Annotated in this window: 19 protein-coding genes; 3 read left to right on the forward strand and 16 right to left on the reverse strand. The window is 67.9% G+C overall.

Annotated elements, in window-relative coordinates; translation table 11 throughout:
- Positions 1-36 precede the first annotated feature (36 nt).
- The 5 genes from ACPUER_RS27620 to ACPUER_RS27640 all read right to left on the reverse strand — a co-directional run bounded on the left by ACPUER_RS27620 (position 37) and on the right by ACPUER_RS27640 (position 4,690).
- On the reverse strand, positions 37-930 hold the full coding sequence (locus tag ACPUER_RS27620) for a LysR family transcriptional regulator (protein WP_425132644.1): 894 nt from the start codon (positions 928-930) through the stop codon (positions 37-39).
- Between the two features lie 93 nt (positions 931-1,023).
- A complete protein-coding gene (locus ACPUER_RS27625) occupies positions 1,024-1,851 on the reverse strand; it encodes an alpha/beta hydrolase (RefSeq protein ID WP_425132645.1) in 828 nt (275 codons plus the stop codon).
- Positions 1,852-2,100: 249 nt separating this feature from the next.
- Positions 2,101-2,484 carry a VOC family protein gene (locus ACPUER_RS27630; RefSeq protein ID WP_034184203.1) on the reverse strand — a complete coding sequence of 128 codons (384 nt, stop codon included), beginning with the start codon at positions 2,482-2,484 and terminating at the stop codon, positions 2,101-2,103.
- A 23-nt stretch (positions 2,485-2,507) separates the two neighbouring features.
- The gene (locus ACPUER_RS27635; protein WP_425132646.1) at positions 2,508-3,470 is read right to left on the reverse strand and encodes a hydroxymethylglutaryl-CoA lyase; all 963 of its coding nucleotides are present in this window, start codon (positions 3,468-3,470) and stop codon (positions 2,508-2,510) included.
- 29 nt (positions 3,471-3,499) lie between these two features.
- Positions 3,500-4,690: a CaiB/BaiF CoA transferase family protein gene (locus tag ACPUER_RS27640; protein ID WP_425132647.1), complete on the reverse strand. Its 1,191-nt coding sequence runs from the start codon at positions 4,688-4,690 to the stop codon at positions 3,500-3,502.
- Positions 4,691-4,959: 269 nt separating this feature from the next.
- On the opposite strand from ACPUER_RS27640, the gene ACPUER_RS27645 reads away from it, so the two are divergent.
- The gene (locus ACPUER_RS27645) at positions 4,960-5,934 is read left to right on the forward strand and encodes a D-2-hydroxyacid dehydrogenase (protein WP_425132648.1); all 975 of its coding nucleotides are present in this window, start codon (positions 4,960-4,962) and stop codon (positions 5,932-5,934) included.
- Positions 5,935-6,226: 292 nt separating this feature from the next.
- Here the strand turns inward: ACPUER_RS27645 and ACPUER_RS27650 are convergent, their stop codons facing one another.
- The 10 genes from ACPUER_RS27650 to ACPUER_RS27695 all read right to left on the reverse strand — a co-directional run bounded on the left by ACPUER_RS27650 (position 6,227) and on the right by ACPUER_RS27695 (position 20,014).
- Entirely contained in the window at positions 6,227-6,439 is a 213-nt protein-coding gene (locus tag ACPUER_RS27650) for a hypothetical protein (protein ID WP_006497261.1), read from the reverse strand.
- A 167-nt stretch (positions 6,440-6,606) separates the two neighbouring features.
- Positions 6,607-9,189 (reverse strand): EAL domain-containing protein, encoded by a 2,583-nt coding sequence (locus ACPUER_RS27655; RefSeq protein WP_425132649.1) that lies wholly within the window; start codon positions 9,187-9,189, stop codon positions 6,607-6,609.
- A 58-nt stretch (positions 9,190-9,247) separates the two neighbouring features.
- Positions 9,248-12,940 (reverse strand): response regulator, encoded by a 3,693-nt coding sequence (locus tag ACPUER_RS27660; protein WP_425132650.1) that lies wholly within the window; start codon positions 12,938-12,940, stop codon positions 9,248-9,250.
- A gap of 45 nt (positions 12,941-12,985) precedes the next feature.
- The gene (locus ACPUER_RS27665) at positions 12,986-14,119 is read right to left on the reverse strand and encodes an ABC transporter substrate-binding protein (protein ID WP_425132651.1); all 1,134 of its coding nucleotides are present in this window, start codon (positions 14,117-14,119) and stop codon (positions 12,986-12,988) included.
- A gap of 550 nt (positions 14,120-14,669) precedes the next feature.
- A complete protein-coding gene (locus ACPUER_RS27670; protein WP_034184197.1) occupies positions 14,670-15,107 on the reverse strand; it encodes a hypothetical protein in 438 nt (145 codons plus the stop codon).
- 149 nt (positions 15,108-15,256) lie between these two features.
- Positions 15,257-16,180, reverse strand: coding sequence for an ABC transporter permease (locus ACPUER_RS27675; protein WP_175961414.1), 924 nt, complete (start codon positions 16,178-16,180; stop codon positions 15,257-15,259).
- Complete coding sequence (locus tag ACPUER_RS27680; protein WP_175961415.1) at positions 16,180-17,049, reverse strand: ABC transporter permease; 870 nt, start codon at positions 17,047-17,049, stop codon at positions 16,180-16,182. Before ACPUER_RS27680 ends, ACPUER_RS27675 begins: the two co-directional genes overlap by 1 nt.
- A 37-nt stretch (positions 17,050-17,086) precedes the next feature.
- Positions 17,087-18,178 (reverse strand): ABC transporter ATP-binding protein, encoded by a 1,092-nt coding sequence (locus tag ACPUER_RS27685; protein WP_425132652.1) that lies wholly within the window; start codon positions 18,176-18,178, stop codon positions 17,087-17,089.
- A 49-nt stretch (positions 18,179-18,227) separates the two neighbouring features.
- The gene (locus ACPUER_RS27690; protein ID WP_175961417.1) at positions 18,228-19,403 is read right to left on the reverse strand and encodes an ABC transporter substrate-binding protein; all 1,176 of its coding nucleotides are present in this window, start codon (positions 19,401-19,403) and stop codon (positions 18,228-18,230) included.
- A gap of 374 nt (positions 19,404-19,777) precedes the next feature.
- On the reverse strand, positions 19,778-20,014 hold the full coding sequence (locus ACPUER_RS27695; RefSeq protein ID WP_425132653.1) for a type II toxin-antitoxin system death-on-curing family toxin: 237 nt from the start codon (positions 20,012-20,014) through the stop codon (positions 19,778-19,780).
- Positions 20,015-20,315: 301 nt separating this feature from the next.
- On the opposite strand from ACPUER_RS27695, the gene ACPUER_RS27700 reads away from it, so the two are divergent.
- On the forward strand, positions 20,316-21,020 hold the full coding sequence (locus ACPUER_RS27700) for a glutathione S-transferase N-terminal domain-containing protein (protein WP_425132654.1): 705 nt from the start codon (positions 20,316-20,318) through the stop codon (positions 21,018-21,020).
- Positions 21,021-21,134: 114 nt separating this feature from the next.
- Here the strand turns inward: ACPUER_RS27700 and ACPUER_RS27705 are convergent, their stop codons facing one another.
- Positions 21,135-21,722, reverse strand: coding sequence for a MarR family winged helix-turn-helix transcriptional regulator (locus ACPUER_RS27705; protein WP_425132655.1), 588 nt, complete (start codon positions 21,720-21,722; stop codon positions 21,135-21,137).
- A 129-nt stretch (positions 21,723-21,851) separates the two neighbouring features.
- On the opposite strand from ACPUER_RS27705, the gene ACPUER_RS27710 reads away from it, so the two are divergent.
- Positions 21,852-22,362: MFS transporter (locus tag ACPUER_RS27710; RefSeq protein ID WP_425132656.1), on the forward strand; the 511-nt coding region annotated here is incomplete at its 3' end.

Consider the following 22,362-nt stretch of genomic DNA (forward strand, 5'->3'; position numbering starts at 1 on the left):
CGCAGGCGTGCCCCGCGCGTCGCCGTTTCGGCGCAGTCAGCGTGCCGACATGAAATCGAACAGCTTCGCGATGTCGGTCGTCAGCACGGTGCCGGCCTTGACGCCGACCCACAGCGTGCGCGTCGCCCACGCGTCGTCGAGCTTCACGACCCCGAGCCGGGCGGCGCGCTCGCCGGTCACCGCATCGCGCGGCAGCACGCCGATGCCGAGCCCGGCCTCGATCATCCGGCTCACGCCGTCGAAATTCGATACCTGGATCCGCACTTTCAGCGAGCGCTCGGCCGCGAACGCGGCGTCGGTCATGCGCGCGAGCAGCGAACTGCCGTCGCTCAAGCCGACGTAATCCTCGTCGAGCGTATCCGCGAAGCGGATGCTGTCGCGTGCGGCGAAGCGATGCGCGCGCGGCACGAGCAGCACGAGCTCGTCGCGCCGGTACAGCCGCCGTTCGATGCCCGGTGCCGGCACGTTGTCGGCGAACACGCCGAGATCGGCCTTGCCGGACCCGAGCGCATCGACGATCTCGTGGCTCAGCCGCTCCTCGAGGCTTACCTTGATGCCCGGGTTGTCGGTGAGGAACACGGCGAGATCGGCGGGCAGGAACTGGACGATCGCGGACGTATTGGTCCACACGTGGATATGGCCGCGCACGCCGGCGACGTAGTCGCTCATCTCGTGCGCCATCCGGTTGACCTGCTCGATCACCTTCGCCGCATGGTCGAGCAGCGCGCGGCCCGCGGGTGTCAGTTCGACGCCGCGCGCATGCCGGACGAACAGTGCGCTGCCGGTCACGCTTTCGAGTTCGGCGATGCGCTTGCTGACCGCGGACAGCGTGAGCTGGCCGTGTTCGGCCGCCTTCGTCAGGCTGCCGTGTTCGGCGACAAGCGCGAACACGCGCAGCGACTGCAGATCGAAATGAAGCGGGTTCACCATGTCGTGGATCCTGGGAAGGCCGTACGGCGCGCGCCATCGTCGCGGCGGCCTGACGCCGATCATACGCCCGGCCGTGCGCGCGATATCGCGCGACTAGCGCGGCGCGATCGCCTGCAACGCGGCGAGCATCGCACCGTCCGGCTTCGCGAGATCGTCGAGCACCGCGAAGTGCTGCATGCCGGGCAGCCAGGTGCGCGCGATCCGTTCGCCGGCCGCTTCGCACGCCGATGCGTATTCATGTGCTTGCCGGATGAGTTCGGGCAGTTCGGCGTCGCCGACCGCGACGACCGTCGGCGCGCCGGGCCCGATGTGACGTAGCGGGCTGTACGCTTCGACCTCCTGCGCGGTGAGCTGCAGCTTGTCGTTCAGGCAGCACAGCGAAATCGGTTCGAGATCGACGAGCGGGCTGATCGCGAGCGCTGAAACGACGGCCGGATGCGCGCGATGCACGGCAGTCAGGTGGCCGCCCGCCGAATGGCCGCTCAGGTGGATCGGCCGGTTCGCGGTGCCGAGGCCGTCGGGGTCGGTGACGAGGAAATCGAGCAGCGCGCCGATCTCGCCGACGATGTCGGTCATCGTCGCGACCGGCGCAAGTGTGTATTCGGCAAGCACGACGTCGAAGCCGCGCGCGAGCGGCCCGCTCGCCGCGTACGCGAAATCCTCTTTCGTGCAGTGTTGCCAGTAGCCGCCATGAATGAACACGAACAGCGGCGCGTCGGGCAACCCGCACGGCAGCCAGTCGAAGCGCTGCGCCGGTTGCGCGCCGTAACGCAGGTCGCGGCGGCCGGGTGTCGCGTCGTACAGCGCCGCGCTACGCGCCTGGCACGACGCGAGCAATGCCGGGAAATCGGGAACAGCCTTCGTGTTCAGGTAGGCGGCGTCGAGCGCCGCGCGGTCCATGCCGCGATAGAGGATCGTCATTCGGGGAGTATCCGGGGCGGGTTGGGAGGTGCGGGGCAGGTTCGTCATGCCCGCTGCGAAGGCGTCGGCCGAACCGACGCGTTCGCACCATTATCCGCAGCGCGGCCGGGCCCGGCTATCCGGATTCGGCGGGTGCGGCGCGGGCCTGTCCGCTTTCGGCGAAAGACTGCGACGCCGTGCGCACATCGTGCCGGTGCCCGCGCGACCGGACGGATCGAGCCGATCGATACGCCGAAGCGGCGCCACCGGTCAGATCAACTCGGAGATCTCGATCAGGTTCAGGTCGGGGTCGCGCACGTAGACCGAACGGATCTTCTGCGTCGCGCCCGTGCGTTCGACGGGCCCTTCGACGATCGGCCATTCGACGCGCTTCAGGTGCGCGATCACGTCGTCGAGCGGCACCGACGCGATGAAGCACAGGTCGAGCGCGCCGGGCACCGGCACATGCGCTTTCGGTTCGAACTCCGCGCCGCGCACGTGCAGGTTGATCTTCTGGTTGCCGAAGCGGAACGCAAGCCGGCCGGCGCCGAAGGTTTCGAGCTGCATCTGCAGCACCTCGGTGTAGAAATGCTTCGTCCGGTCGGGATCGACGCAGGTCAGCACGAGATGGTCCAGGTGATCGATCAGCGCCATGGGAATCGCTCCTGTGTTCCTGTTCATGAGAATGCGCGCTGCGCAGGCATGTCGCCGGCGTCGGCGCGCGGTGGCGGATGAAGATCCGAGCGGCGCCCGGCCTTCAGGATCTGGCTCGGCACGTCATGCCCGATCAACGCGGGCAGCCGTGCCGACGCGGCCAGCACGCACGCGAGGTCGATGCCCGTATCGTAGCCGTCCAGTTCGAGCATGTGCACGAGTTCCTCGGTGCACGCGTTGCCGGTCGCGCCCGGCGCATACGGGCAGCCGCCGAGCCCGCCGAGCGACGCGTCGAAGCGGTCGATGCCCGCGTCGAGCGCCGCGAGCGTATTCGCGAGCGCCATCCCGCGCGTGTTGTGAAAATGCAGCGTGAGCTGCAGCGCGCCGAAGCGCTCGCGGGCGCGCCCGGACAGATCGCGCACCTGCGACGGAAACGCCATGCCCGTCGTGTCGCACAGCGTGAAGCCGTGCACGCCGAGATCCGCGAAGCGCTGCATCCACGCGAGCACGGCTTCGGCCGGCACGTCGCCTTCCATCGGGCAGCCCATCGCGGTCGACAGCGACACGTTGATCGCGACACCCGAGCCGCGCACCGCGTCGATCACGTCGCGCAGCTGCGCGAACGACTGCTCGCGCGTCATCCGCAGGTTCGCGCGGTTGTGGCTCTCGCTCATCGACATCACGAGGTTCACTTCGTCGACGCCGCACGACAGCGCGCGCTCGGCGCCGCGCACGTTCGGCACGAGCACCGTATAGACGACGCCCGGCGCGCGCGCGATGCCGTGCATCACGGCTTCCGCGTCGCGCAATGCGGGGATCGCCTTCGGCGACGTGAACGACGTGACTTCGATCTTCGCGTAGCCGCATGCGCTCAATGCATCGACGAGCGCGATCTTGTCGTCGGTATCGACGAACGCCGCTTCGTTCTGGAAACCGTCGCGCGTCGCGACTTCGTGGATGTAGAGCCGTTTGTGTCGAGTGCTCATGATGTCGCCTCTCGTCTCCTGTTGCCGGTTCAGATCACGCCGCGCGTGCGCCAGTCGCCGCGCGTCGCGGCATCGATGCCGATCGATTCGAGTACCGCATCGGTATCCGCGCCGAGCGCGGGCGCCGCGCGTTCGATACGCCCGGGCGTCGCGCCGAGTTTCGGCACGATGCCCGGCACCTGCACGGGCGTGCCGTCGGGCAGCGCGGCGTCGACGATCATGTCGCGCGCGCGGTAATGCGGATCGGCCGCGATGTCGGCCACGTCGTAGATGCGCCCGGACGGGATGCGTGCTTCGTTCAGCGCGGCCAGCACGTCGTCGAGATCGTGGCGCGCGCTCCACGCGCCGATCGCCGCGTCGATGCGCTCGACCTGCGCGACGCGGCCGTCGTTGTGCGCGAGCGCGGGATCGTTGCCGAGATCGGGTCGCCCGATCAGCTCCATCAGGCGCCGGAAGATGCTGTCGCCGTTGCCGGCGATCAGCGCGTACCTGCCGTCGCGGCAGCGGTACGCGTTGGTCGGCGCGATGCCGGGCAGGCTGCTGCCGGCCGCCTCGCGCACCGCGCCGAACGCCGAGTATTCGGGCAGCAGGCTTTCCATCATGTTGAACACCGATTCGTACAGCGCGACGTCGACGACCTGCCCGTTGCCGCCCTGCTGCTCGCGATGCCGCAGCGCGAGCAGCACGCCGATCACGCCATGCAATGCCGACAGCGAATCGCCGAGCGAGATGCCGACGCGCACCGGCGTGCGGCCGGGCTCGCCGGTCAGGTGCCGCAAGCCGCCCATCGCTTCGGCGATCACGCCGAAGCCGGGGCGGTCGCGGTACGGGCCCGTTTGCCCGAAGCCCGACACGCGCAGCATCACGAGCCCCGGATTGATCGCGGACAGCGCGTCCCAGCCGAGCCCCCAGCCTTCGAGCGTGCCGGGCCGGAAGTTCTCGATCAGCACGTCGGTCCCGGCGACGAGCCGGCGCACGACGTCCTGCCCTTCGGGCGTGCGCAGGTCGAGCGTGAGCGAGGTCTTGTTGCGCGACTGTGCGGCCCACCAGACCGATGTGCCGTCGTGCAGCAGCCGCCATTTGCGCAGCGGGTCGCCGACGCCGGGCGGCTCGATCTTGATCACGTCCGCGCCGAATTCGGCGATCATCCGGCCCGCGAACGGCCCGGCGATCAGTTGGCCGAGTTCCAGCACGCGGATGCCGTCCAGGGGGCGCGTCATGGCTGTCTCCGATGAAATCGTGTTGTCGATGACGGCGATCATGACGGCGTTCGCGCACCGCGAAAATCGATCGATGCTCAACCAGCCTTTCCGAAACGGAAAGGCGCGCGTCGGTGCGATCGCTGCATTCGCTCCCGCACGGCGTGCGCCAGCCTTTCCATCCGGGAAAGCACGCTCGTGCAACGGTCAAGCGGCGCCGTGCGCGCCGCCGGCAGAATCGATCCCGTTCCGCGCCCGCCGGGCGCCTGTCACTGCCAGCGAGACCCGCCATGTTTTCCGTTTCCTCACCCGCGAAGATCGTGTTTCTCGACCGCGCGACGCTGTCGCCGCAAACCGTGCTGAAGCCGTTCCCGTTTTCGCACGAATTGCATGCGTTCGAACGGACGAGCGCGCACGAAGTCGCGCCGCGCATTGCCGACGCCGATATCGTCGTGACCAACAAGGTGCGGCTCGACGCGGCGACACTCGCCGGTGCGCGGCGCGTGCGAATGATCGCGATCGCCGCAACCGGTACCGACATCGTCGATCTCGGCGCGTGCGCGGCACGCGGGATCGTCGTGAGCAACATACGCGGGTATGCGGTCCGCACGGTGCCCGAGCATACGTTCGCGCTGATCTTCGCGCTGCGCCGCAGTCTCGTGGCTTACCGCGACGCGGTGCGCGCGGGACGCTGGCTCGACAGCGGGCAGTTCTGCTTCTTCGATCATCCGATCCGCGACCTGGCCGGCTCGACGCTTGGGATCGTCGGCGACGGCGTGCTCGGGCGCGCGGTGGCCGGCATCGCGCGTGCGCTCGACATGCGCGTGCTGTTCGCGGCGCACGGCGATGCCGCCGGCGACGGCTACGCGCCGCTCGACACGCTGCTGCGCGACAGCGACGTGATCACGCTGCACTGCCCGCTCACGCCCGCGACGCGGCACCTGATCGATGCCGCCGCATTCGCGCGGATGACACGCCGGCCGCTGCTGATCAATACCGCACGCGGCGGGCTCGTGGACGAAAGCGCGCTCGTCGACGCATTGCAGTCGGGGCAGATCGCGGGCGCCGGGTTCGATGTGGTCACGCAGGAACCGCTGCCGGCCGCGCATCCGTTCCACGCGATCCTGTCGCATCCGGCATTCATCCTGACGCCGCACGTCGCATGGGCGAGCGACGAGGCGATGCAGGCGCTCGCCGATCAGCTCGTCGACAACGTCGCCGCGTTTGCGGGCGGTGAGCCGCGGCATGTCGTGCGACTCGTGTGATGCTTGCCGGTGCGGGCGATCGTTGCAACCGCGCAAACAGAACGGCCCCGCTCGATTGCTCGAAGCGGGGCCGACTGAATCCGGGGGCGGCTTACGCCAGCGACTCGGCACGTGACGGGTTCGTGCATCCGCCCTGTCCTGCGGCCGGTTTCTGAACGCCTGATGGGCACTACTTCAAGGAATTCGAACCGCCGACGCGGTAGGGCCAGTCTGAAACCGAACGGGACGAATCATGAAAAACGTCCGTTTCGGCTGCAGCGCACCGCTCGGCGCGCCGAGCCCGCCGCTAATTTCAGTAGGCGGACATCTCGACGCAAGGATCGACCTTGGACGGCGAGCAGATGACCGAATACTTGGCGCTCTCGCGCATCAGCGCTTCGCCTTCGTGCAGCGCGATCTTGATCTCGGGGTGACGCTCGTACGCGAGGAATGCCGAGCACACGACCGCGGACATCACGACGAGGGAAAACACAAACTTTTCAAGGGTTTGGAAACGTTCTGGCATGGTTCGACCTTTCTCTCAGCCAGCGATTATACCCCGAGATAAGGGTTTTCCCTATATCGCCGGACGCATGCCGTGGGATCGCCGTGATCACCCCCTTTTTCGTCGTCGTTTCGCCCGCCAGTTCGCGCCCGGGCACCGCGCGGGACGCGCGAGCGTCGCAGCGTCGCTCAAGCGCGATCGCGGGAATCGGCCGCTTCGACGGGCCTGACGGAGGACGGGCGCATGCCGATGCGGGCGGCGTCGAGGCCTATCCGGTTGTGCAACGTGCTGCGCTCGAATCGCTTGAACGACTCGGCAATGTGCGTGCGCAACAGCTCGACATCCCACGGTTTGATCAGGAGCTTCTGGACCGACCCGTCGCCGGGCGCGGCGGCGATCGACTGCCCTTCGCCATAGCCGGACAGCAGGATGCGCACGATGTCCGGATAGAGTGCCTTGACGCGCTGCAACAGGTCGATCCCGGACAGGCTCGGCATGCGGAAGTCCGACACGATCACGCCGACGCGATGTTGCGCGAGCAGGTCGAGCGCGTCGGCGGGATCGGTCGTGCCGAGAACCTCGTAGCCGTCGCGGCCCAGCGCCTGCCTGAGCGTCTGCAGGACGGCCGGGTCGTGGTCGACCAGCAGCAGCGTCCGGTGCAGCAGCTCGCGCTGCCGGCAATGCTCGGGAAGCTCCGAGCCGGCGGAGAGCATGTCGGCGATTTCCGTCCCGGTGACCGGATGGCTGAAGTAATAGCCCTGCATCGCATGGCAACGGTGCCGGTTCAGGAACGAAAGCTGCGCTTCCGTCTCCACGCCCTCGGCCACCGTCTCCATGTGCAGCGACTCCGCCATCGCGATGATCGAGCGCGTCAGCGACGCGCCTTCCGCGCTCGTGGTGACGTCGCTGAGGAACGACTTGTCGATCTTGACGACATCGATGGGCAGGTCCTTCAGGTACGACAGGCTGGAATAGCCGGTGCCGAAGTCGTCCAGCGACAGCACGACGCCGAGCGCCTTCAGTTCGCGCAGCGTGTGCGCGATCGCGTTGCGGTCCTGCATCAGCACGCTTTCGGTCAACTCGAGTTCGAGCCAGGCCGGCTCCAGGCCGGTATCCCGCAGCGTCCTGTGCACCACGTCGGCCATGTTCTGCTGCCGGAACTGGCGTGCCGACAGGTTGACGGCGATCCGTAGCGGCGCATGCCCGTCGTGACGCCACGCGACGGCCTGCGCGCAGGCCGTGCGCAGCACCCATTCGCCGATCGGCAGAATCAGCCCGGTTTCCTCGGCGATCGGGATGAAGCGGTCGGGCGGAATCACGCCGATGCCGGGGCGGCGCCAGCGAATCAGCGCCTCGACGCCGCTGATCCGGCCGGTTTTGAGATCGACCTTCGGCTGGTAGTACAGCTCCAGTTCGCCGTTCGCGACGGCCTCGTGCAGCGCGTTTTCGAGTTCGGCCTGTTCTTCCACGCGGGCGCCCAGCTCGCGCGTGTAGAAGCTGTAGCCGTTTCGACCGCGTTCCTTCGCGCAATACAGCGCGGCGTCGGCCGTCTTCAGCAGCGTCTCCGCGTCGGCGCCGTCGGTCGGACAAACGCTGACGCCGATGCTCGTCGTCACGTGCAGGTCGTGTCCGTCGAGCATGAACGGCGCGCCGAAGGTGCTCAGGACCTTGCGGGCGACCGCGTCCGCATCCGCCGCGGTCGACAGGTTGACCAGCATCACGACGAACTCGTCGCCGCCGAGCCGCGCGACCGTGTCGCCGTCGCGCACGGCAGCCTTGAGCCGGGCCGAGACGGCCCGCAGCAGGCCGTCGCCGACCGAATGGCCGAAGGTGTCGTTGACGTGCTTGAAGCGGTCCAGGTCGAGCACCATCACCGCGATCAGGTGTCCCGTGCGCCGCGCGTGCGACATCGCCTGCTCCATGCGGTCGCTCAGCAGGTTGCGATTGGGCAGGCCGGTCAGCGCATCGTGGTTGGCGAGGTATTCGATGCGCCCCTGCTGCATCTTGCGCTCGGTGATGTCCTGCACGATGCCGCGCAGGATGATCGAGTGGTTCAGGTCGCGCCCCGCCTCCGCGTGGTGCAGCACGTGGCGCTCGGTGCCGTCCGGGTGAAGCAGCCGATGCTCGAGCGAGAACGGGGCGCCCTCGGTGCGCAGGCTCGTGAACGACTGGATCAAAAGCGGCTGCTCGTCGACCGGCACGGCTTGCAGCAGCCGATCGAAGGTCGGCGGCGTGCACTCGGGGTCGAGCCCGAGGATCCGGAACAGCTCCGGCGACCAGTTGCCGTCGGTCCGGCCGGCCTGATACTCCCAGTTGCCCAGATGCGCGAGCGCCTGCGCATGCGTCAGGCTGATCTCGGCGGTCGCGAGCTTTTCGAGCGTCGCGGCCGCGCGCAGCAGGTAGCGGAGCCGGTAGCCGAGCAGCTTCCAGCGCATCGGCTTGGAGACGAAATCGGTCGCGCCGGCGTCGAAGGCACTGGCGATCGACGCGTCGTCGTCGTTGCCCGTGAGCATGACGATCGGCACACGGCGACCTTCCGGCAGCGCGCGCAGCCGGCGGCAGCAGGCGAAGCCGTCGCCGCCGGGCATCTCGACGTCGAGCAGCACCACGGCGGGACGATGACGCAGGAACGCGTCGATGCCCTCCTGCGGCCCGGTCGCTTCCTCGACGCGAAAACCCTCCGGCTCGAGGGTTTCCACGACCAGCAGGCGCGTCATCGCATCGTCGTCGACGATCAGAATCACCGGTGCATCGACATTTTCCTCGGTCACGACCGTTCTCCTGTTTTCGACCCGCCGCGATCGCCACCGCGATCGTCCGGCAGGCCGCTCAATCCTCCACCATGCGTTCCGCTGTCAACGCGGCCTGCGCGTGCCCGAATTCGGCGTCCGTGCCGGCGACGAGGTCGGCTGCCGCGGCGACGTCGGCAGCGCGCGCCCGTTGCTCGATCTCCTTGCAGCGGGCCGACAGCACGTGCGCGCCGACGTTCGCACTGCTCGACTTCAGCGTATGGGCGGCCAGCCTCAGCGCATCGGCATCGCCCGCTTCGACGGCCGCGTGCATGTCGCGGATCAGCCGCGGCGCATCCAGCGTGAACTGATCGATGATGCGGGTCAGGATATCGGGGCGGCCCGGCCGCTGGAGCGCGCGCAATGTGTCGAGCGCCTTGCGGTCGATCACGTTCGCGTCGCCGCCCGGATCGGCGGTGGTCGCCCCGCCGGCTTCGGTGCCCGCTTCGATGCCGGCTTGGGTTCCCGCGTCGCCGCTCGCGACGGCCGGCCCGGACGCCGCGCCGCGGGTATGGCGCGCGAGCATCTGCAGCAGCGCATCGCGACGGAACGGTTTTCCCAGGTAGTCGTCCATGCCGGCGGCCAGGCAGCGCTCCCGGTCACCGCTGAGCGCGTTGGCCGTCAACGCGATGACCGGCAGACGCGGCGCGCCGGCTGCCGCTTCGTGCCGACGCAGCAGCCGCGTCGCCTCGAAGCCGTCCAGCAGCGGCATCTGGCAATCCATCAGGACCACGTCGAACGCTTCGTCCGCCAGCATCTTCAGCGCCTGCCGGCCGTCTTCGGCCACGGCCACCCGATAGCCGGTGTCCTCCAGCATCGCCAGCGCGATCTGCTGATTGACCACGTTGTCCTCGACCAGCAGCACGCGCGCCGATCCGGCGTCGGGCGGCAGCGCCGCGTCCGCCCCGGCTTCGTCGGACACCGGCGCGGCCGAAGGCAGCGGCGGCGGCCTCATATGCATCGCCGATGCGATGGCCGTATAAAGCTCCGCGCCATGGAGCGGCTTCGTCAGCCGGGCGTCGATGTCGAGTTCGCGCGCGACCTGGATGCTGTCCATCATCTCGAACGCGGTCAGCGTGACGATCCTGAGCGCACGCAGCGACGGGTCGTAGCGGATGTGCTGCACGAGCGAGATACCGTCCATGCCCGGCATCCGTACGTCGACGATGGCCAGATCGAACGGCGTCCCGTCGGCGACGGCCGCCCGCAACTGCGACAGCGCATCGTCGCCGCCGATGGCCGTCGCGACGCACAGCTGCCATTCGATCGCATGTTCGACGAGCACGCTGCGATCGGTCTCGCTGTCGTCCACGATCAGCACCTTCAATCCCGCGAGCGACGACCTTGCGCCCGCCGCGACGTCGACCGCGCCGGACGCCGGCTCGAGCCGCGCGGTCACGGTGAACACCGAGCCCTTGCCGGGCGTCGATTCGAGCGTGAGCTCGCCGCCCATCATCTCGGCCAGCTGGCGGGAAATCACGAGCCCCAGCCCGGTTCCGCCGTATTTGCGCGCGGTCGAGCTGTCGGCCTGCTGGAACGGCCGGAACAACTGCGCGGCCATGTCCGGCGCGATGCCGATGCCGCTGTCGGCGACCGCGAACACGACGCGGCCGTCGTCCGTATACGACACGGCCAGCTCGACCTGCCCGCGCTCGGTGAACTTGATTGCATTGCCGATCAGGTTCGTCAGGATCTGGCGCAGCCGGACCGGGTCGCCGCGCATCCATTGCGGCACGGTATCCGCCTTGCGGAATGCCAGCGCAAGCTCCTTGCGCTGCGCATTGGGTTCCAGCAGCGCGACGACATCGTCGAGCAATTGGTGCAGGTTGAAATCGATGTGCTCCAGCGTCAGCTTGCCGGCCTCGATCTTCGAAAAATCGAGTATGTCGTCGATGATGATGAGCAGCGTCTGACCGGATCGATACACGGTGTCGACGAACTTGCGCTGCTTCGACGTCAGGCGCGTGCGTTGCAGCAGCTCGGTCATGCCGAGCACGCCGTTCATCGGCGTGCGGATCTCGTGACTCATTCTCGCGAGAAATTCCGATTTCGCCGAATTCGCGGTTTCGGCCGCGGCGATTGCCGCCTGCAGGTCGATGTCGCGACGTTCGATTTCGTCGAGCATCGTGTTGAAGCCGGCGATCAGGGTCGCGACTTCGTCGCGGCCCTTGTGGGACATGCGCAGGGACAGGTCGCTGCCGCTGCGGATGCGGGCCATGGTGCGCGTCAGATTCCCCAGCGGGCGGGAGATCGACGTGCCGAGGCGATGACTGATCACGAGGCTGCCGATCGCGAGCAAATACGACACGGCGACGATCATCGCGATGGCGCTCGTCACCGCGCGATTGACCTGCGACACGATGCTGCGCTGCTGCAGATCGACGCGCACGGCCTCCTGCTCCGTGTAGGCCGCGAGGCGATTCGCGGTCGTCTCCACGTCCGCGATGATGCGCTGCATGCTCGCGTCGTTGGACAACATGTTCGACCGCACCGCGACGATGCGGCGTGCGGATCCGGCCAGTTCCGCGGCCAGCGGAACCACATCCTGCGCGCGGCTCGACTCGCGCTGCCCGCTCGCGACGAGTGCATCGCGCAGCGCGCTCGCGGCGGCGGCGAGCTTGCCGATATTCTCCCGTGCGTCGGCGTCGACACGCTGGAGATGTTCCGTGCTTTTGCTTTGCGCGACCATGCGAAGGTCGGCCGCCAGTTCCTTGATGCCGCCGTTGACGACGGTCGACAGGTACCTGATCCGGGCCGCCTGCCGCTGGAGCGCGATCGTTTCGTCGAGGCGCTGTCGCGCCTTGACGATCCGCAGCGCGAACGGGTCGGCGATTTCCGCCAGCTTCGTGTCCAGCGCATCGAGGGACTGCAGGACCTTGTCCGCCCTGGCGCGATAGCGTGTCGCGACGGACGGCTCCACGAACATCCTGCCGCGCAGCGCGACAAGGCTGTCGTTGCCGTCGAGGATGTCGGCCGCCGCGCGCCCGAGCGCATTCGCGACGTCCTGCGTCGTGGCGGCCTCGAGGCTCGGCGCTGCGATCGCCAGCGCATTGCGCGCACCGCCGATGGCCGCCTGCATGCGATCCCGCAGCGGAGCGAGCCGGTACCGGCTCGGCGCGGCGTCGACATGATCGGCAACGCTGACGATGTCCTTGACGTTCATGCGAACCTGGCCGAGCGCATGAATCGTCCGGTTGTACGCGGTGTTGGCCGCCAGCGCGTCGCTCACCGCCGCGCTGGCCTGGCTGTCCAGCCGTTCGGTTTCGGCGCGGATCGTGCCCATAAATGCGTCGCCCCGTGCCTGGATGCGCTCGACCAGACGGGTTTCGGCGCCCAGCCGTGCCTCGTCCCGCAGACGCTGGCCGACGCCTTCGCTCATCGACCGCAGCATCGTGCGCAGGTCGGTGGACGGCGCGTCGACGCCGTGCCCGTCGATCGCGCGCACGGCGGCCATGAGGGCGGCAGTCCGCTGCAATTGCGTTTCGATCTCCGCCGCGGCCTGCTCCTGCTCGGACGCGTCCTGCGCCTGCTCGAGCCGGCCGAAATCCACCGCGAGCTCCGCGTACGCGCGCTGGAGTTCGTTGCTGCGCACCTGCAGCGGCAACGATTCGGTCGTCAGCGTGCGCACGCCGGACGCAATGCCGTGCACCGCGATCAGGCTGGTCGCGGAAATCGCCAGCGCACCCAGCAGCATCAGGCTGGTGCCGGTGACAAGCTTGGCCTTGATGTCCATGCAGCCTCCGGGATCGGGACGGCCCGCGCGCGGCCATCCGGCTGGTTATCTGGCCGGCGCGTCCACGGGCGCGATGCGGCCGTGCGCGATTTCCGAGAGGAACACCGCATTCAGCGCCTGGTGATTGTCCGCGCCCAGATCGGCGACCAGACCGCCCAGGTCGAGATGCCGGATCGATTCGAGCGCCTGCTTCAGCGCCGCCCGGGTCGGCGACGGGCCGGCGCGTTCGAGGCCGATCAGCATGATCTTCGCGTCGATGCAGCCCTCGATGTGCACCACGCCCGCGTGTTCTCCCGGAAAGCGCTGCTCGATCAGCCGTACGCAGTCGCGGATCACGTCCCGGTCGTTCTGCGGAAGCGGCACGACCTGCGAGATCAGCGTGCCGTCCCCTTCGTCGCCGACCAGGCGCAGCAGGTCGTCGGTGCCGACGAACGATACCGATGCGAGCCGGGCCTTCAGGCCTTCGCGACGTGCCGCGCGGATGAACGCGGCAATCGGCGTATAGGGGCCGGCCATGACGACGACGTCCGGCTGGCCGTCCAGCAGCGACGCGAGGCCCGTGTCGACCGCGGTGGTCCCGCGACGGAACGTGCCGGTCGCGACGACGTCCAGGCCATGGCGCTGCAGCGCCAGCCGCGTGCCCGCCAGCACCGCGAGCCCGAAGCCGTCGTCCTGATAGAACACCGCGAACCGTTTCGCGCCGTCGTGCGCGATGAAATGGTCGACCAGCGCGCGGGTCTCGTCTTCATAGCTGGCGCGGATGTTGAAGACCTCCGGCACGACCGGCTTGCGCAGCGCCATCGCGCCGGTGAACGGGCCGACGAGCGGAATGCCGGCCTCCCGGATGATCGGCAGCACCGCGGTGGTCGTCGGCGTGCCGACATAGCCGAACAGCGCGAACACATTGCCCCGTTCGATCATCTCCAGCGTGCTGTCGACGGTCCTGTCGGGCTCGTAGCGATCGTCGCCGACCACGAGGTCGATCTTCCTGCCATGCACGCCGCCGCGCGCGTTCACGTCGTCGAACACGGCTTGCGCGCCCGCCAGCAGCCCGCGCCCGAGGCCTGCCGAATTGCCCGATTGCGCGTTGACCATCCCAAGGCGGATCGCGCCGTCAGTCAGGCCGGGCTCTGCCGCGAGGCAGGCGCCGGGGCCGGTCATCGCGGCAACGCAGGCCATCAGCGTCACTGTCCGGCGCAACGCCGCGCTTCGAACGATCGGCGCGAACGGCAGGCGGTCGGCACGGGCAAGCGCGCGCAATACATGCGGAAACCGGGTACCCGAACACATTCGTGCGACACACACGCTATTGCCCATGCTGGGTTCCCCTTCCGCACCCGGTTTCTTGATATCTGGTCATGCCCGCCGCATGCCGGATTACCGGTGCGGCACGATGCGATTAGTCATATATATAGGTTGCATCAAATGCGACTGCAAGCCGGAGGCGATTAAACGCGGATTATTGACGGCATTGCACTTCCCGCACGGGAACGTCACCGCGCGAAGGATGCATTTTGTTTTGCTTTCAGAATTTCGATTCGATTTTTAATTCGCTATTCTTTTTCTTAAATTCGCTCATTCGAATCGCGATGAATGCGCGCCGTGGCGGCGCGATCCGGTCCCGATTCGAAAACGGAACCGGCCCCCGACCTGCAACGCGTCGGGAAGCTCGCCAGCACGGCGCGAATGTCCCGATCGTCGGATGGTCAAACCGGAGTCCGCGGCGACGTCACTTCGGCGCCGACGCGCCGCTGGCCGCGTCGCCATGCCACGCCTTGCCGATCTGGTCGATCAGCGATTTCGCGGTGCCGGTCGCGAGCGCCGCGTCGACGCCCGAGGTCTGCCACGAGCCGTCGGCGGCCTTCACGAAGGTCAGGTTCGCGCGCGACGGCGAGTAATCGGCATTGCGCCACGTGACGACGACGTCGCACGAGTACGTGCGATCGCCGAGCTTCTTGCAGTCGCCGTCCGGCTTCGCCGACACGACATCGGCCGACACCGGCAGCGGCTGGCCGAACAGCGCGTTCAGGCCGCCGTGGTTTTCCGCTTCGAGCGCGCGGCGCACCGCGGCGTCGACGTCGTTCGATCCGGGACCGTCGTGGAGCAGGTTGCAGGCGGCCAGCAGCGTCGAGGCACAGCCGAGTGTCAGCAGCGTTTGAAACTTCATGGAGATCCGTTGTCGAGTAAACGTCGGGGGGCGCGCGGGAACACGTTCGCCGGCCGGTATGCCGCGTAGTCTGCAACGTCCGCGTGTCGTTCGCGGTATCCATTTGTAACCAATTGCACGGACGCGATCGCCCGCTGCCGCGCCCGCGCCTACTGCCGCTCCTGCTTCACGCGGCTGACGAGCTGCGTCGGGCTCACGAACTGCAGCGCGATCACGACCCACACGAGCGTGATGACCATGTAGATCATCGCCATCGCGTCGATCGACTGCGGCGCGCGCACGCCGGTCGAGAACACCGCGTAATACAGCGCGACGACGAGCGTCTGCGTGCTCGGGCCCGCGGTGAAGAACGTCAGCTCGAACATCCCGATCGTGCGCACCAGCACGAGCAGCCCGGCCGCGAGCATGCCCGGCACGAGCAGCGGCAGCAGCACGTAGCGGAAATAGCGCCACGTATTCGCGCCGAAGATGCGCGCGGCGGCTTCGAGATTCGGGTCGATCTGTTCGATGAACGGCGTCATCACGAGGATCACGAACGGCAGCGCCGGCACGAGGTTCGCGAGGATCACGCCCGGCAGCGTGCCCGCGAGCCCGACCTTGTACATCACGGTCGCCATCGGAATCCCGTACGTGACGGGCGGCACCATCAGCGGCAGCAGGAACACCAGCAGCGCGAAGCGCTTGCCGCGAAACTGCACGCGCGCGAGCGCATAGGCGGCCGGCACGCCGAGCGCGATCGACAGCAGCACGACCGCGCCGACGACCTCGACAGTTACCCACAGCACGCTCGCGAGCTGGAAGTCCAGCCACGCCTTCGCATACCAGCGCAGCGTGAAGCCCTGCGGCAGCGGCGTGCCGAACCAGCGCGTCGCGACCGAGTTCACCGCGACGGTCGCGATCAGCAGCATCACGTTCAGCAGGAAGAACGCCATCAGCCCCCAGACGAGCGCCTTCCAGGCACGGCCGGCGAGGTTGCTTCTCATCTTTTGCGGCTGCCTCGCATCGACGGGCCGTGCATCGGGCGAACCCTGCTTCGGCGGCCAGGCCGGCGCGGCACGATTGTCGGTCGCCATCAGCCCTTGCCCCCCGTCACCGGCCCCGTGTAGAAGAAGCGGCGCGCGCCGAGCATCGATGCGACCACCAGCAACTGCACGAAGCCCATCACGATCGCGATCGCCGACGCGAGCGAATAGTCGTAGCTCTCGAACGCGGCCTCGGCCGCCGCGATCGAGATCACGCGTGTCGGCCCGGCCGGCGCGCCGAGCAGCACGGCCGACGGGAACACCGAGAACGCTTGCACGAACGACAGGCACGCGGCCATCGTGAGCCCCGGCACGAGCAACGGCAGGTAGATCTGCCGGAACTGCTGCCACGGGTTCGCGCCGAGCGTCGCGGCCGCGCGCGCGAGCGTCGGGTCGATGCCGCTGATGTACGACAGCATCAGCAGGAATGCGAACGGAAAGCCCGACACGATCAGCGACAGCAGCACGCCCCAGTAGTTGTGCGTGAGGCGCACTTCGTCGGTGTACAGGTGCAGCCCCTGCAGCGCCTGCGGGAACCAGCCGTTCGGCCCGAAGTACGTGAGCATCCCGTCGGCGACGAGCACCGTGCCGAGCGTGACGGGAATCACGAGCAGCGTCGTGACGAACTTCTGGTACGCCGAATGGCGGCGCAGCGCGAACGCGACGGGCACCGACACGCCGACATTGAGCAGCGTGGCCGGCACCGCGAGCTTCAGCGTGACGAGCACGGTCGGCCACATCGCGGTATCGGTGAAGAACTGCACGTAGTTCGCGAGCGCGCCGCCGCCGTTCGTCGGCTGGAACGACAGCACGAGGCCGTACGCGAACGGATAGATGAACAGCGCGACGATGAACCCGAGCGCGGGCGTGACGAGCCAGGCCTTCGCGTCGCGCGGCGCGCCGGCCGCAAGCGTGCTCATGCAGCCTCCCGGCGGGACAGCGCTGCGGTCGGGCGGCTCATGCCGCGTCTCCCGCATAGACGAGCGTGCGCGACGGCGCGACGCGCAGCCGCAACCGTTCGCCTTCCGAGAATTCGCCGGCGACGCGCGCCCAGATCGAACCGAACGGCGCGATCGCGCGAATCAGCGAGTCGCGGCCGCCGTACTCGACCGTTTCGACCGTCGCGTCGAACGCGTTGTTGCCGGCGTTGTCGCCGGCGTCGTCCGCGCGCTCGATGTCGTCGGGGCGCAGCGCGACCACGACGTCCTTCGCGTCGAAGCCGGCCATCGGCACGCCCGCGAGACGCACGCCGCCGGCCGAGACGTTCACGCAGTCGCCGGCCATCCCTTCGAGCGTGAACGGCAGCACGTTGCGATAGCCCATGAAGCGCGCGACATGCAGGTTGTGCGGGCGCGTGTAGACGTCCTTCGGCGACGCGACCTGCTGCACGACGCCCTCCTTCATCACGACGATGCGGTCGGCCATCGACAGCGCCTCGTCCTGGTCGTGCGTCACGTAGATCGTCGCGCGTTCGAGCTGCGTGTGGATACGGCGGATCTCCGCACGCATCTCGATGCGCAGCTTCGTGTCGAGGTTCGACAGCGGCTCGTCCATCAGCACGAGCGGCGGCTCGATGACGATCGCGCGCGCGATCGCGACGCGCTGCTGCTGCCCGCCCGACAACTGCCCGGGCAGCTTGCCCTCATGGCCGACGAGCTGCACGAGTTCGAGCGCCTGCTGCGCGCGCCGCCGCGTTTCCTGCTTCGCCATGCCGCGCATCTTGAGGCCGAAGCCGACGTTGTCGAGCACCGACATGTGCGGAAACAGCGCGTAGTTCTGGAACACCATGCCGAAGCCGCGGCGCTCGGGCGGCAGCACGTCGATGCGCGTGTCGTCGAGCCAGATGCCGCCGCTCGTGAGCGGCTGCAGCCCCGCGATGCAGTTCAGCGCGGTCGACTTGCCGCAGCCCGACGGGCCGAGCAGCGCGATGAACTCGCCGCGCCGGATCTCGAGGTCGAGCCCGTCCAGCGCGGCGACCTGCGCGCCCTCCGCATTGGTGAAGCTGCGGGACACGCCGTCGAGCCGCAAGCGTTCGAAACTGTGCTTCATTGCGCGAACTCCATGCACGCGGGCGCCGCGGCGCCCGCCGGTTCAAGCGTCACTTCGATTTCTGCGAACCGATCTCGCGATCCCACTTCTGGAACGCGGCGACCATCGCCTGCGCGTTGAGCGGCTGCACGTGCGGACGATCGGCGAGCAGCTTCGCGTATTCGGGGCGGCCGAACTTGCGGATCACCTCCTGGCTGTGCGCGGGCGCCATCTCGAGCGTCACGCCCTTCACCGCCGGGCCCGGATAGAAATAGCCGTCGTCGTAGGTCATCGCCTGCTGCGCCGGTTCGAGCAGAAAGTTCATCAGCTTGAACAGCACGTCGAGCTTTTCCTTCGGCACGCCCTTCGGAATCACCATGTAGTGCGCGTCGTTGACCCACGTCATGTTGTCGAACGCCTGGACCCGGAACTCGGCCGGCACGATGCCGAGCGCGCGCGGGTTGAGATCCCAGCCGGTGACGGTCACGGTCATGTCGCGGGTGCCCTCGCCGAGCTCCTTCATCACGGCCGACGTGCCGCCCGGGTAATACGGCACGCAGTCGTTCAACGCCTTCAGGAACGCCCAGGTCTTGTCCCAGCCGTTGATCGGGTCCTGCGGATTCTTGTCGCCGAGCACGTACGGCAGCCCCATCAGGAACGTGCGGCCGGGGCCCGAATTCGCCGGGCGTGCGTAGATCAGCTTGTTCGGGTGCGCCTTGCACCACGCGAGCAACTGGTCGGGCGTCTTCGGCGGGTTGCTCACCTTCGCCGGGTTGTATTCGAGCAGCGGGCCGGCCGGCATGTAGGTGACGGCGAGACCGAAGCCCTGCGCGAGATCCTGCATCTTGCGCGGGCCGGGCGCGTATTTGTCGAGCACGCCGGGGAACGCGGCCGCGTCGTCGGGCAGCAGTTTCTGCCACAGGTTCTGTTCGATGCCGGCGGCCAGCGCGTCGGTGCCCGTCAGCACGAGGTCGATGTCGGAGCGCCCGGCCGCCTGCATCGCCTTGATCTTGCCCGGCAACTGCGGCGCCGGCGCGTTCGTGAACGTGACGTTCGATACGAGGTTCGGGTTCTTGTCCTTGAACGCTTCGATGGCCTTCTGCGTGAGCTGCAGGTTGCCCGCGACGTCGACGATGTTCAGCGACACGGGCGCGGCAACGGCCGTCGCGGCCCCTGCCGCCGTCAGCGTGAAGCCCAGCGCGACGGCAATCCGGCGGGCACGGCGCGCGATCGTGGTTGTGTTCATGTCTCCTCGCTTCGGTCGGTGGATGGGACCTTTCTTTCGGGAAATCATGACGGCGTTATACGATGTCGGTCAACAAAAAACCATGACGCGCGGGGCGGGACTTTCCCTGACAAAAACCTTCCGCTATGTTGTGATTCAACAGGTCGAACGGATGCCAAGTGTGCTGCGGCAGTTTGAATGCAGCGTGTTAGGACATCGTATGTCGGCGTGTGGGGGGCAGAATCAGGCCGGTGCGTCGGAACGCCCGACCGGCGCGTTTCGTGGGAGGAATGCAACGTCGACCGGATATCCGGAAGAGGTATCGAGCCCGTGCAGGTTATCGGCGCGCGGTCATCAAGACAAGGCCGCAGAGAATGGCTGCGTGAGGCAGGGTTTCAACGGGACAGGGACAATTCCCAGACCGCACTGAAATACTCGGCCAGTTCCTCGCTCGTGACGCTGCCGTCGGCGACATCGACCATGAGGTCTTCGAGATCGGCAAGGCGAGGAATCGAGATACCTTGCCGCTCCATATACGTCAATGCGCAAGTGAGGCCGGTACGCTTGTTTGCATCATTAAACACATGGCCGCGCGCGATTGCGATGGCATAGGTCGCGGCAATACGGAACACGTCATCAAGTCCCGCGTAATGAACATGATTTCGACGCGATGCAAGGCAGCCTCGACGCCGCCTCGGCCGGCATGAGCGAAACCGCTGAGGCCGCCGAGGTCCCGGATGATCTCTGCCAGAGCACGTCGACCGCATCGTTCAGCCCGGCCGCGCCGAACCCCGGCCGCCGCCTGCATCGATTCCGGGGATCGGCTACAGTGGGCGTTTTTCGGCGCGGCCCGCCGCCCGCCGTGTCGAGCCCCAGGCGCGACACGCAGCGATACGGCGGACGCGGATCATCCACTTCGACGAGCGAACCTCCATGCCCGACCTGTCCGCCTTCCCGATCACGCAAAAGTGGCCGGCCCAGCATCCCGACCGTCTCCAGCTCTACTCGCTGCCGACGCCGAACGGCGTCAAGGTATCGATCATGCTCGAGGAAACCGGCCTGCCGTACGAGCCGCATCTCGTGCGCTTCGACACGAACGACCAGTTGTCGCCCGCGTTCCTGTCGCTGAACCCGAACAACAAGATCCCGGCGATCATCGATCCGAACGGCCCCGACGGCAAGCCGCTGCCGCTGTTCGAATCGGGCGCGATCCTGATCTATCTCGCGGACAAGACCGGCCAGCTGATCCCGAAGGATCTCGCCGGCCGCTACGAGACGATCCAGTGGGTGATGTTCCAGATGGGCGGCATCGGCCCGATGTTCGGCCAGGTCGGCTTCTTCCACAAGTTCGCCGGCCGCGACTACGAGGACAAGCGCCCGCGCGACCGCTACGTCGACGAGTCGATGCGCCTGCTCGGCGTGCTCGACGCGCATCTCGCAAACCGCAAGTGGATGATGGGCGACACGTACACGATCGCCGACATCGCGATCTTCCCGTGGGTGCGCAACCTCGTCGGCTTCTACGAAGCGGGCGATCTGGTCGGCTTCAGCGAATTCCGGCACGTCGCGCGGGCGCTCGACGCGTTCGTCGCGCGTCCGGCCGTCGCGCGCGGGCTCAATATCCCGGCACGCAGCTGACCGGCGACGCGGGCGCGCCGTGTGCGGCCCGCGATAATCCGCGCAGCCCGCCGCATTGCGCGGCGGGTGTCGCTTCTTTCCGTTCGGCGCGTTCGCGCCCGCCGTTCGCCGACGTTACTTTCGTCCCGACCCTTCCGACCCTTCCGGTCGTTCCGGTCGTTCCGGTCGTTCCGGTCGTTCCGGTCGTTCCGGTCGTTCCGGTCGTTCCGGCGCTCCGTCGGCCAGCCCCGCCAGCAACTTTCCGAGCAATTGCGACAACTGCGCCTGTTCCGCGTCCGACAGCGCGGCCAGCAGCGCGCGCTGGTTGTCGATATGCGCGACGACTGCTTCGTCGATCAGCGCGCGGCCGGTTTCCGTCAGCGCGACGAGCGTGCCGCGCCCGTCGGCCGGGTTCGGCCGGCGCTCGACCCAGCCGGCCTTCTGCAGCCGGTCGATGCGCGCGGTCATCCCGCCCGACGACATCATCAGCGCGTCGTACAGCGCGGTCGGCGTCAGCGCGAACGGCGCACCGCCGCGCCGCAGCGTCGCGAGCACGTCGAATTCGCCCGGCTGCATCCCGTAGCGCGCAAACAGCGGATTGAGACGGTCGCGCGCGATCACCAGCGCGGCTTCCTGCAGCCGCCCCATCACGACCATCGACGACGCGTCGAGATCCGGACGCTCGGCGCGCCATTGCGCGAGCGCATGCGCGGCTCGATCCATTAACCCTCCTCGGCTCACCAGTTATCTTGACGTCGAGATAAATCGGCATTTATCTTTATGTCGAGATACTTTACATGAAAACGCACGGCGCCCGGACGGACGCCGTGCACCGATACAGAGGGCCTGTCGATGAATCGTTTCACTACCCCCGGATGGCGGCTCGCCGCCATCGTGCTCGTCGGGCTGAACCTGCGGCCGGCGCTCGCCGCCGTCGGCCCGCTGCTCGACATGATCCAGCGCGCGACCGGCATCGGCGACGGCGCGGCCAGCCTGCTGACGACGATCCCGATCCTGCTGATGGGGCTCGGTGCGCTGAGTGCGCGGCGCCTGCAGCGCGTGACGGGCATCGCGGGCGGCGTAGGGCTCGGCGTCGCGCTGATCGGGCTGGCCTGCGTATCGCGCATCGGCGCGCAGCACGCGTGGCTGCTGCTCGCGAGCGCCTGCTGCGCGGGCGTCGGGATCGCGATGGTGCAGGCGCTGCTGCCCGGTTTCGTAAAGGCGCATTTCGCGACACGCGTCGGCGGCGCGATGGGCGTCTATTCGACGTCGATCATGGGCGGCGCGGTGCTCGCGAGCGTCGTCGCGCCGTTCGCCGCGGCGCGCTGGGGCTGGCTCGCCGCGCTCGCGGGCTGGGCGCTGC

Source organism: Burkholderia sp. DN3021, from assembly GCF_049805555.1.
Taxonomy (GTDB): Bacteria; Pseudomonadota; Gammaproteobacteria; order Burkholderiales; family Burkholderiaceae; genus Burkholderia; species Burkholderia pyrrocinia_C.